Here is an 11,917-nt window from a genome sequence, read left to right as displayed (position 1 = left end):
CGCAAAAAAACGCCGAAGCATGCGCTTCGGCGTTTTTATTTTACTTATTTTTGTAGGTTGTAGAATGTGCTCATTCCAGGGTAACGAGCGATGCTTGCCAATTCGTCTTCGATGCGAAGTAATTGGTTGTATTTCGCTACGCGGTCTGTACGAGACGGAGCACCTGTTTTGATTTGTCCAGCATTTGTTGCAACAGCGATGTCAGCAATTGTGCTATCTTCGCTTTCACCAGAACGGTGAGAGATGACTGCTGTGTAACCAGCACGTTTCGCCATTTCGATTGCATCAAATGTTTCTGTAAGTGTACCAATTTGGTTCACTTTGATGAGGATGGAGTTACCAACACCTTGCTCAATACCTTGTGCAAGTTTCACTGTGTTTGTTACAAACAAGTCATCTCCAACAAGTTGTACTTTGTCGCCAAGACGTTCTGTAAGAAGCTTGTGACCAGCCCAGTCATTTTCGTCAAGACCATCTTCAATTGAAACGATTGGGTATTTTGCTACGAGGTCTTCGTAGAAAGCAACCATTTCTTCAGATGTTTTTACAACGCCTTCGCCAGAAAGGTGGTATTTACCATCTTCTTTGTTGAAAAGCTCAGAAGAGGCAACGTCCATTGCAAGACGAACTTCTTCACCAGGTTTGTAACCTGCTTTTTCGATTGCTTCCATGATTGTTTGAAGTGCCTCTTCGTTAGAAGCTAAGTTTGGTGCGAAACCACCTTCGTCACCTACTGCTGTGTTTAAGCCTTTTTCTTTAAGAACAGATTTTAGGCTGTGGAAAATTTCTGCGCCCATACGAAGAGCTTCAGAGAATGTTGGTGCGCCAACAGGCATTACCATGAATTCTTGAATGTCTACGTTGTTATCTGCATGCTCTCCACCGTTTAAGATGTTCATCATTGGAACTGGAAGCGTCTTAGCGTTGAATCCACCAAGGTACATGTAAAGTGGAAGACCAAGAAGATCTGCCGCTGCACGTGCAACTGCCATAGATACACCAAGAATAGCGTTAGCTCCGAATTTACCTTTGTTTTCTGTACCGTCAAGCTCGATTAACGTTTTGTCAATGCCGACTTGGTCAAGAACATCGTAACCGATTAGTTCTGGAGCGATTAGGGCATTTACGTTTTCTACAGCTGTGCGAACACCTTTACCAAGGTAGCGACCTTTGTCACCATCGCGAAGCTCTACTGCTTCATATTCACCAGTTGATGCACCACTAGGAACGATTGCGCGTCCGAATGCACCAGACTCTGTGTAAACTTCTACTTCAACTGTCGGGTTACCGCGAGAATCTAAGACTTCGCGAGCGTATACTTCAATAATTGCTGACATTTATTTTCTCTCCTTTATTTATCAAGTGATGATGCGCTTCAAGGGCCCTTTGAAGAGCGCATCCTTACTTTTTAATCAATGTTTTTCCTGTCATTTCTTTCGGTTGCTGACCGCCTAATAAATCTAAGAACGTTGGCGCTAAGTCCGCAAGAATCCCACCATCACGTAATTCAACGCCATTTTTCGTAACGATTATTGGCACTGGATTCGTTGTATGAGCTGTCATTGGTTCACCTTCAAGCGTGATGACTTCATCTGCATTACCGTGGTCAGCAGTAATAATCGCTACACCATCTTTAGCAAGAATCGCATCAACTACTTTTCCTAAGCATTCATCGACCGCTTCAATCGCTTTGACAGTCGGCTCTAGCATACCGCTATGACCCACCATGTCAGGATTGGCAAAGTTTAAAATGATCGCATCTTGCGCGTCTGCTTCAATTTCTTGTAGCAGCGCATCGGTTACTTCATAGGCGCTCATTTCTGGCTTCAAGTCGTATGTTGCCACTTTAGGAGAATCAATTAAAATGCGCTTTTCTCCGGCAAACTCCGCTTCACGCCCACCGCTGAAAAAGAACGTTACGTGCGGATACTTTTCCGTTTCGGCAATGCGTAATTGACGATAATTTTGTTGAGAAAGCACTTCACCTAGTGTGTTATCAAGGTTTGTTGGTTGGAACGCAACATCGCCTTCAACGGTTTCACTAAAGTGTGTTAAACAAACGAAATGAATGTCTTTCGGGAATTTCTCACCACGATCAAAGCCACGGAAGTCTTCATTCGTAAATACTTGTGAAATTTGAATGGCACGGTCTGGGCGGAAGTTACAGAAGATAACGGCATCTCCGTCTTGAACCGTTGCAACTGGTGAACCGTCTTCGCGCTTAATAACAGAAGGAAGAACGAATTCATCATAAATTTCTTTGCTATATGAATCTTTCACAACATCCAGCGGATTCGTATAGTCAGGACCTTCACCATACACCATGGCGCGGTATGATTTTTCAACACGATCCCAACGCTTATCACGATCCATTGAATAATAACGACCAGAAAGCGTAGCGATTTCGCCAAGCTCTAGCTCGTCCATTTTTGCTTGTGCTTGCTTAATGTATTTTTCAGCAGATTTCGGCGGCACATCGCGACCGTCTAAGAAGCCGTGTAAGTACACTTTTTCTACACCTTGTTGTTTAGCTGTTTCTAGCAACGCAAGGATATGGTCGATATGACTATGAATCCCACCGTCTGAAAGCAATCCGAAGATATGCAACGCTTTGTCGTTTTTCTTCACAAGATCCATTGCTTTTAGGAACGTTGGGTTTTCATAAAACTCGCCTTCTTTAATGGAAACATTCACACGTGTTAAGCTTTGATACACGATGCGCCCCGCTCCGATGTTTAAATGTCCAACTTCAGAGTTCCCCATTTGACCTGCAGGAAGACCGACGGCTTCTCCACATGCAGTTAAATGTTGATGCGGGTATGTTTCCCAATAGCGATCAAAGTTTGGCTTTTTCGCATGAGAAACAGCGTTTCCTTTATCTTCTTCACGGCAACCAAAGCCATCAAGAATGATGAGTGCTACTGGTTTATTGGCCATTGTTAACACCTTCTAGTAACTGAAGGAATGATTGAGCTTCTAAGCTCGCTCCTCCTACAAGCGCACCGTCGATGTCAGACATGCTCATTAGTTCTTGAATGTTGCTTGGTTTTACACTACCGCCGTATTGAATGCGAACTGCATCTGCTGCTTCTTGAGAGAATTGCTCTGCAATTACGCTACGGATATAGCTACATACTTCATTCGCATCTTGGGAAGAAGCTGTTTTTCCTGTTCCAATTGCCCATACCGGCTCGTATGCAACAACCGTACGCTTCACTTGATCTTCTGTTAAGCCTTGAAGACCTTTTTCTGTTTGCGTTTTAACAACAGCTTTCGTTTGGCTTGCTTCACGCTCATCAAGCGTTTCACCAACACAAACGATTGGTGTTAACCCATGGTTAAACGCCGCATGTGTTTTTTCGTTCACAAGCTCATCTGTTTCACCGAAATATTCACGACGTTCAGAGTGACCAAGAACAACATAGCCTACGCCTAGATCTTTAAGCATGACAGGGCTAATTTCCCCTGTAAATGCGCCGCTATCTTGCGCGTGCATGTTTTGTGCACCAACGCCAAGGTCGCTTCCCTTTACATCTGTTACGAGCGCGTCAAGAAATAGTGCAGGTGCACAAACGACCGCATCGACAACATCACGAGAAGGAATAGATCCTTTTACTTCAGCAACGAATGCTTTCGCTTCTGATAATGTTTTGTTCATTTTCCAGTTTCCTGCAATGATTGGTTTTCGCATGAATTTCACCTTCCTCTTTCACTCTTTACTTGTCGTTTAACGCAACGACACCTGGGAGTTCTTTTCCTTCCATAAACTCAAGAGAAGCACCGCCACCTGTAGAAATGTGGCTCATTTTCTCTGCAAGACCAAACTTCTCAACAGCTGCCGCTGAATCGCCGCCACCAATTACGCTATACGTGTCCGTTGCTTCTGCAAGTGCTTTAGCCACAGAACGTGTACCGTTAGAAAAGGCTTCGATTTCAAATACGCCCATCGGTCCGTTCCAAATCACAAGTTTAGAATTTTTGATCGTTTCCATATACGTTTCAATCGTTTTTGTACCGATATCAACGCCTTCCCAGTCAGAAGGAATCGCATCAATTGGAACGATTTTCGTAGCAGCATCGTTAGAGAAATCATCCGCAACGAGCACGTCTTGTGGAATAAGGAAGTTAACACCCTTCTCCTTCGCTTTTTCCATGAAACGCTTCGCTGTTTCGATTTTATCTTCTTCTAACAAAGACTTACCAATATCATGGCCAAGTGCTTTGATGAATGTATAGCCAAGACCGCCACCGATTATTAAGTTATCTACTTTGTCTAATAGGTTATTAATCACATCGATTTTGTCTTTTACTTTTGCGCCACCAATAATCGCTGTAAATGGACGCTCAGGCTCAGATAATGCTTTACCAAGCACGTCTAACTCTTTTTCCATTAAAAATCCAGCTACCGCAGGAAGAAGTTTTGCTACACCTTCCGTTGAAGCATGCGCACGGTGAGCTGCACCAAAGGCATCATTTACATACACGTCGGCTAACGCTGCAAATTTCTCGGCAAGCTCAGGATCATTTTTCTCTTCTCCAGCATAGAAACGAACGTTTTCTAAAAGAATAACGCCGCCCTCGCTGAGGCTGTCTAGTGCTTTTTGTACAGGTTCGCCATAAGCTTCGTCTGTTTTAACAACATCCTTGCCTAGTAGCTCTCCTAAACGTTTAGCGACCGGATCAAGGCGCAATTCGTCAACTGCTTTCCCTTTCGGACGCCCAAGGTGACTTGCTAATAACACTTTAGCACCTTGTTCTGTTAAGTATTGAATGGTTGGTAATGCCGCACGAATACGAGTATCGTCGGTAATCTTACCATTCTCCATCGGTACGTTAAAGTCTACGCGGCAGAAAACCACTTTTCCTTTTACGTCGATGTCACGAACTGTTTTCTTGTTCATAAGTATTCCTCCTAAACAGTCATAAATCGAGAAGAGAACTTTTATTCACTCGTAGTTTATCCGAAAATGAGAACTTGAAAACCGGCTAATTTTCAGCTCGCCACTTCAAACAAACGAAAAACAAGGAAAGAGGGTAAGGGCTCTTCGCTAACCCTTCCCCTCCTAAAAAGTATTCTCTCTATTATTAAAGTCCTTTTTTAGCAATAAAGTCAATAAGGTCTACAACACGGCTAGAGTAACCAGTTTCGTTGTCGTACCAAGAGATTACTTTTACCATGCTACCTTCCATAACCATTGTAGAAAGAGCATCAACAGTAGAAGAGTTTGTGTTACCGTTGTAGTCAGTAGATACAAGCGGCTCTTCGCTGTAACCAAGAATTCCTTTTAGTGGACCTTCAGCAGCTTCTTTAAGCGCAGCATTGATTTCTTCAGCTGTTACGTCTTTGTCAAGTTCAGCTACAAGGTCAACTAGAGATACGTTTGGCGTTGGTACACGCATAGCCATACCGTTCAATTTACCTTTTAATTCAGGAAGAACGAGGGATACAGCTTTAGCAGCACCTGTTGTAGTTGGAATGATGTTTTCCGCAGCTGCACGCGCACGACGGTAGTCTTTATGCGGAAGATCAAGAATTTGTTGGTCATTTGTGTATGAGTGAACAGTTGTCATCATACCACGTTTGATTCCGAATTTTTCGTTAAGAACTTTAGCAAATGGTGCTAAGCAGTTTGTTGTACAAGAAGCGTTAGATAGTACGTGGTGGTTAGCTGCATCGTATTGATCTTCGTTAACACCCATTACTACTGTAATATCTTCGTCGCTAGCAGGAGCAGAGATCACTACTTTTTTAGCGCCAGCTTCTAAATGTTTTGCAGCGTCAGAACGTTTTGTGAAGCGACCAGTAGATTCTACTACTACTTCTACGCCAAGCTCGCCCCATCCAAGTTGAGCTGGGTCACGTTCAGCAAGAACTTTAATTTCTTTTCCGTTAACGATCAATGCATTTTCGCCAACTTCAACAGTTTCGTTTAATTTACCATGAACAGTGTCATGTTTAAGTAAGAATGCAAGCATGTTAGCGTCTGTTAAGTCGTTAACTGCTACTACTTCTACGTTCGGGTTATTTAGTGCTGCACGGAACACGTTACGACCAATACGGCCGAATCCATTAATACCAATTTTAGTTGCCATTTTAAAAATGACCTCCTTTAGTTTTTGCAAAAATATAATTAAAGGGAAAACCCTTAATTCACGTTTTTAAGAGCTTGCTAACAATTTGTTCGCAGCGCCTTCATCGGTGATTAACACCTTTTTCGGACCATGCTTCATAAAGGCGGCAATTGATTGTGCCTTAGAAGCACCTCCGGCCACAGCCATAATAAAATCGCTGTGCGATAGGTCATTCAATTGAAGACCAATCGTTCGTACGCGGTGAACAACTTCACCGTCTCTGTTAAAGTAGTAGCCAAATGCTTCAGCTGCTGCTTGTTCGTTCTTTAGCTTCTCCATTACTGCTGGCGAAGAATTTCGCCGTTCAGCCATCGTTTTAGCATCGCCGATTCCATGAATGACTATACTTGCTGATTGAAGAAGCTCCATTACTTCTTTAACGCCTGGTTCTTGGAGTAACGCGAGGTACGTCTCTTTGCTAAGCTGATCGGGAAGATGAAGCAAGCGATATTCTCCAAGTGCCTTAGCGGCCATCGTCGAACAAATCGTATTCGCTTGATTTTCAACTTTTTCGCCTAAACCGCCTCGTGCTGGGACAAACAATAGCTGTTGGTCCTTATTGCTTGGCGTCATCATTTCTGCCATGGCAGCAATCGTCGTACCGCCTGTGACAGCGATAATATTATCACCAGCTAGCTCTTGCTTTAGTCGCATAACAGCAGCTTTGCCGAGTTCGTTTTTCACCCACGGGTCTTCATCACTATTGCCAGGTACAATAATGACCTCTGACAATTGTAAGGATTCCCTTACTTTCGTTTCTAAAACACGAAGTCCAGCAAGTTCATTCATTAACACTTCCAAGCGATCAAGAACGCTGATGCCATCAGGTGTTAACGACATGCCTCCAGGTAGTATGGACAAGAGACCTTGGTCTTTTAAAAAAGTAACTTCAGCTCGCAATACCCTTTCTGTAAGGTTCACAAACGTCGAAAGGTTGCGACGGCCGATTGGTTCATGAAAGCGAACAATTTTTAAAATGCTATACCGTTTTCTCATCACATCGAGCAAATCGGGTAAAAGCTTTTTCTGTATCTCTATTAAATCGTTCATGGATCCTTCCCCTATTCATCGTCCGCCTATCGTTGCGGCAGCTAATCGGGACTCGAATTGTCCCTCGTAGTCATTTTATGTCCCGATTGGGGTAAAAAAAATGACGCCTCATTTATTAGCCACCCTCATTCTACATAAGTTGTGACTGTTTTTCAACACTTTTTACTTATTATTTGTAAGTAAACGCTTTCTTATACCATCTTTATTCAATTTACCATATAAAAGCGTTTCTCCGTCTATAGAAACGACAGGAATCATTAAGCCATAGCGTTCTACTAAATCATCCGATTCATAAATATCAATCACTTCAATCGATAGCTTGAGCTCCTCTTGTAGCTCTACTAGTAGTGTATGCGCTTCTTCGCACAATGGACAGAGGTGTTTCGTGTAAAACTGAATGTTTGTTGACATGATCCATTCCCCTTTTAGGCTGATTGTTATGCTAGGAAAAGATATGTGAAATGCCAGGCATGACATTTCACATAGATGCTGACATGATTACGCATAGCGTCTACGCTTAGCAGACGATCCGATTTTCATTTCTTCACGATACTTTGCAACCGTTCGTCGGGAAAGCTTTAAACCTTCTACGGAATAAAGTGTTTCGGCAATACTTTGATCCGACATCGGCTTTGCCTTGTCTTCCGTTTGGATGAGTTTCTTAATCGCCAGCTTCGCGCTTTTAGAGGAAGCGCTTTCACCATCGTGCGTGGAAATCTTTGTTGTGAAAAAAGATTTTAATGCTATCACGCCACGCGGGGTTTGAATCCATTTATTTTTAACAGCGCGACTCACGGTTGACTCATGCATCCCAATGCGATTCGCTACGTCTTTTAGCGTCATTGGCACAAGCGCCTCAGGACCTTTTCGTAAAAAATCTTGCTGTTGGCGAATGATATCTTTCGCAATCATAACAAGGGTATTTTTTCGCTGTTCTAAGCTTTTTTGCAGCCAGACGTATTTTTGATACTGTTCTTGTAGATAGGAACTCGCTTTGTTGTTTTTATTGTGTAATAAGTGCTCATATTGTTTATGCAGCTGTACTCTCGGTGTAAAGGGCTCATTAATAGCGAGTTTAAAAACACCTGCCTCTTCTATAACGGATAAATCAGGGTAGACATAGGCGAGGTCTTCTTTTTCAGTAAATTCGTGCCCAGGTCTTGGATGTAATGTCACAATGAAGTCTGCCGCTGCCTCTACATCAGCAGCCGTTGTTTGTAGGGCCGTCGCGATTTGCTTTAATTTACGATCTCCTAGCCATTCTAGATAACCGTCTACAATTCGATACGATAGGTCGCCTTCCATGTGGAGTGCCTTTAATTGAAGCAGTAAACATTCGCGAAGCGTGCGTGCACCGATACCAGCAGGCTCGAGCAGATGGAGATAATGAAGACAAGTCGTCCATTGCTCATCATTCATGAGAAATCGCGTCTTTACTTCTTCTTCGGTCACATCAAGATAACCAGCATCATCAATGTTTAATATTAAATACTGTAAGATCGGCTCTAATGCATCTGGAACGCCTAATGAAGTCGCTTGCACTAACAACGTTTCATGCATTGTTGCACGCGCTGGCTGGCGATGACCGATGTCTTCCCAATCTTGTGATCCTTGATTTTGAAGCGCTTTCTTTTTGTTGTTTAAAAGTAATGTCGGCTCTGAAAGTTCGATCAACGGATTTTCGAGTGCTTGTTCTTGCAAAAACTGATTTAACTCATAGCTTGGATATTGCAAGATGGTGATCGCCTGCCGGAGCTCTGCCGTCATAACAAGGCTTAAGTTCTGTTGCTGAAACAATCCCAGCTCCATGATCCATCCCTCCTACCTTCTATCATACTATACTTATGAAGGGAGGAACATAGTCATGTCGAGAAAGCACCTTGATCGTTAAAGGAGGACGACTTCATATAACGAGCATGTTTGCATTTTACGGAAGTATCGCAAACTACTAAATTAGTTCATAAAAAAAAGAGCCGATTACATCGGCCCTTTTATAGCGCTATTATAGTTTTTCAACGTTAGCAGCTTGAGGTCCACGAGCACCTTCAACGATTTCGAAAGATACTTCTTGACCTTCATCTAAAGATTTGAAACCTTCAGATTGGATAGCAGAAAAGTGTACGAATACATCGTCTCCACCCTCTACTTCGATAAAACCGAAACCTTTTTCTGCGTTAAACCATTTTACTTTCCCGTTTTGCATGGGTATATCCTCCTGTCAGCGCAATTAAAGCGCTTTAAAAAATTGGAACCATGTTACAATGCTAACAAACTAAAAGAAAACTATATGTTTACATCCAGTCATGTGAACACGTTATGGTCAAACTTACTATATCATGGTAATTTCCAATTGTCAAAAGGCTTCGAAGTTGTCAGACATTATGAAACTGGCAGGAATGCGCTCATAGCAAGTGTTTTTCAATAAAAGAACGCGCAAATAAAAGTTTCATTAAGTATTTTCCATTGCAATATTTTTAAATATTATTCTTTCCTACCACTCATATTTCTTTTTTCCCAAAAAACTTCTGGGAGCATCTTTTTGTGGAAGAAACGCTCCATTTCCGGTAAAATCCAATGATCAAGCTGTTGTTGATTTCCTGTTTCTATTAGTCGATTCACTAAAACGTCATGCCATATGTAATCTTCTAATAAAAATAAATGAACGGAATCATTTGTATAAAAGGCTTTTGGGTTATGATCCTGATCATGTCCATATAGTAACTCTCGATTATCTACAGAAAGGATAAACCACCTATTGTTGGATAGTTCACTCATATATTCATTTTTCCGATGACTATATACACTATCAATTGGATTGTCCACATCAAAGACAATCCCTTGAATATGACAACCATTTTGCTTACGATTAAGTAAATCAGGCAGAAGTTCTGTATAGATTGGATTCCACATTGATAATACTATTTGCTTTTCAGCATTATTAATCAGCGTCCGACAATAAGATAGAATTCCTGTTCTACCTTTAATTGTTGAAATGTAGTCGTCAGCTTCTGGTTGCTGCTGTTCTAACAACTTTAATTGTGATGAAGCATGTTCATAAGATTTCTCCCACTGTTTTTTTTGTCGCTCTAAAAAAACCTCCACAGGAAGTGGGGAGTATTGTTTTGTACCATCTTCGGTTTCTTCAACCATTACAATTCCTTTTTCATCAAGACCTTGCAATATATCATAAATTCGTCCACGGGGAATACCTGACAATTTGCTAATTTGGTAAGCACTTGTAGTACCACTCTCTACTAATGCCTTATATGCTTTTGCTTCATATTGTGTAAGACCAAATGTCTGTAATGTTTCTAGTAATTCCATTCAAATCTCCTTTTGCTTTTAAGTTTAAAATAAAGGTGTGAAAACATTTATTATTAAGACAATAATTACCCCTAACATGAAAGGTTTCATGAGCTTACTTCCACCTTTTTGTGCAAAAAATGCTCCAATATATGCTCCAATTGAAACAGATATAGCTAAGGTAACCCCTGATAGCCAATCTATATTTCCAAAAGTTGCGAATGTAATAAACGCTGTGACGTTTCCTATAAGACTAATTACTTTGGCAGCTCCACTCGCTTGTAAAAAATTTAATCCAAGCCATAAAACGTAAGAGAACGTTATTAAAATTCCTGTTCCTGGACCAAAAAAACCTTCGTAAATTCCTATAACAATCCCTAGAAAAAACGTGAATAACGTTTTAATCCACAATTGATTAGAAACTGCTTGTCGTTCCTCATCTCCAAAATCCCTTTTCGTTAAGACAACTAATCCGATTATTACAAGTAATATCACTACGATACTTTGTAGAAGAGACGCCGGCAACGCTATGGCTACAATACAACCCAAAATGGTACCAGGTAATGCCCCAATGAGACCAACGATTGATTCAGGCCACCACTTAATTAATCCTTTTTGAGAAAATTTTATTGTACCTACTAGAGAACCAAATGATAGAGCAAACTGATTCGTTCCTAATGCCATTTGTGGAGGTAAACCAAGCAAGAATAAAGTAGGAAGGCTAAACAATCCTCCTCCCCCAATCATTGTATCAACAGCACCTGCTAAAATTCCACCTATTATAACTATAACAATATGAAATAAAGTGAATGTCATTACTAATCTACTATTGTAATATTTACAATTCTAGCTTGTGCCAATTGTAAATATAAATCAGTTTTTAAGGAGATCGAACGATCCAATCTCCCTGCATTAAAATAAATCACATGATGATCTGTTACCGCTTCATCAACCAATACATTTAAATTTTCATTAAATGAAATTGGAGGAACTGTCCCCATCGCACAGTTTGTTAATAGTGATGCTTTTTCAGGAGGTGCTAGCAAAGCTTTTTGAGCATTAAATAATCTGCTTATTTTAGAAAAGTCCAACTTTCGATTCCCTGGAACCACAGCTAAATAATACTGTTTGTCTTTCTTACTAAAATTAATTTGAACTACCATTGCTTTTGCCGATTGGGATAAAGAGTTCCCTCTAATTTCACTTACCCTTTTAGTTTCACCTTCCGAAGCATGACTCATCTCTTCAAAATTCACATTATTTTTTCGTAGCATGTTGATTATTTTTTCATAAACATCATTTTCCATAAAATCCTCTCCATTCTATTTTATATAAACCACTATAGTGGTTACTAAAATAATAATCTTATTCTCAAGCCACTTCAAGAAAAAAATGGATATTCAAACAAAAAGATTCATTGTACTCACTCCTA

12 protein-coding genes are annotated in these 11,917 nt (G+C 41.0%); all 12 read right to left on the bottom strand.

The annotated features are described in order from the left end of the window. Positions 1-44: 44 nt before the first annotated feature. Positions 45-1,337: a phosphopyruvate hydratase gene (gene eno / locus A374_RS02285; RefSeq protein ID WP_007200557.1), complete on the bottom strand. Its 1,293-nt coding sequence runs from the start codon at positions 1,335-1,337 to the stop codon at positions 45-47. A gap of 64 nt (positions 1,338-1,401) precedes the next feature. After that, positions 1,402-2,937: a 2,3-bisphosphoglycerate-independent phosphoglycerate mutase gene (gene gpmI / locus A374_RS02280; RefSeq protein WP_007200556.1), complete on the bottom strand. Its 1,536-nt coding sequence runs from the start codon at positions 2,935-2,937 to the stop codon at positions 1,402-1,404. Continuing rightward, a complete protein-coding gene (tpiA, locus tag A374_RS02275; protein WP_007200555.1) occupies positions 2,927-3,691 on the bottom strand; it encodes a triose-phosphate isomerase in 765 nt (254 codons plus the stop codon). Before tpiA ends, gpmI begins: the two co-directional genes overlap by 11 nt. A gap of 25 nt (positions 3,692-3,716) precedes the next feature. Then, positions 3,717-4,901: a phosphoglycerate kinase gene (locus tag A374_RS02270; protein WP_007200554.1), complete on the bottom strand. Its 1,185-nt coding sequence runs from the start codon at positions 4,899-4,901 to the stop codon at positions 3,717-3,719. Between the two features lie 184 nt (positions 4,902-5,085). Continuing rightward, positions 5,086-6,093, bottom strand: a complete 1,008-nt coding sequence (gap, locus tag A374_RS02265) for a type I glyceraldehyde-3-phosphate dehydrogenase (protein ID WP_007200553.1) — start codon at positions 6,091-6,093, stop codon at positions 5,086-5,088. Positions 6,094-6,159: 66 nt separating this feature from the next. Next, on the bottom strand, positions 6,160-7,182 hold the full coding sequence (locus tag A374_RS02260) for a sugar-binding transcriptional regulator (RefSeq protein WP_007200552.1): 1,023 nt from the start codon (positions 7,180-7,182) through the stop codon (positions 6,160-6,162). A 162-nt stretch (positions 7,183-7,344) separates the two neighbouring features. Continuing rightward, the gene (locus A374_RS02255) at positions 7,345-7,593 is read right to left on the bottom strand and encodes a glutaredoxin family protein (RefSeq protein ID WP_007200551.1); all 249 of its coding nucleotides are present in this window, start codon (positions 7,591-7,593) and stop codon (positions 7,345-7,347) included. 87 nt (positions 7,594-7,680) lie between these two features. Then, entirely contained in the window at positions 7,681-8,991 is a 1,311-nt protein-coding gene (gene rpoN, locus A374_RS02250; RefSeq protein WP_007200550.1) for an RNA polymerase factor sigma-54, read from the bottom strand. 193 nt (positions 8,992-9,184) lie between these two features. Further along, positions 9,185-9,385, bottom strand: coding sequence for a cold-shock protein CspD (gene cspD / locus A374_RS02245; RefSeq protein WP_007200549.1), 201 nt, complete (start codon positions 9,383-9,385; stop codon positions 9,185-9,187). Between the two features lie 278 nt (positions 9,386-9,663). Continuing rightward, a complete protein-coding gene (locus tag A374_RS02240; RefSeq protein ID WP_007200548.1) occupies positions 9,664-10,506 on the bottom strand; it encodes a TrmB family transcriptional regulator in 843 nt (280 codons plus the stop codon). Positions 10,507-10,530: 24 nt separating this feature from the next. Continuing rightward, on the bottom strand, positions 10,531-11,301 hold the full coding sequence (locus A374_RS02235; protein WP_083841919.1) for a sulfite exporter TauE/SafE family protein: 771 nt from the start codon (positions 11,299-11,301) through the stop codon (positions 10,531-10,533). Positions 11,302-11,303: 2 nt separating this feature from the next. Next, positions 11,304-11,792 (bottom strand): YbaK/EbsC family protein, encoded by a 489-nt coding sequence (locus A374_RS02230; RefSeq protein WP_007200546.1) that lies wholly within the window; start codon positions 11,790-11,792, stop codon positions 11,304-11,306. Positions 11,793-11,917: the final 125 nt, after the last annotated feature.

It is taken from the genome of Fictibacillus macauensis ZFHKF-1 (assembly GCF_000269865.1).
Classification (GTDB): domain Bacteria; phylum Bacillota; class Bacilli; order Bacillales; family Fictibacillaceae; genus Fictibacillus_C; species Fictibacillus_C macauensis.
This window is presented reverse-complemented; position numbering and strand designations above follow the sequence as displayed.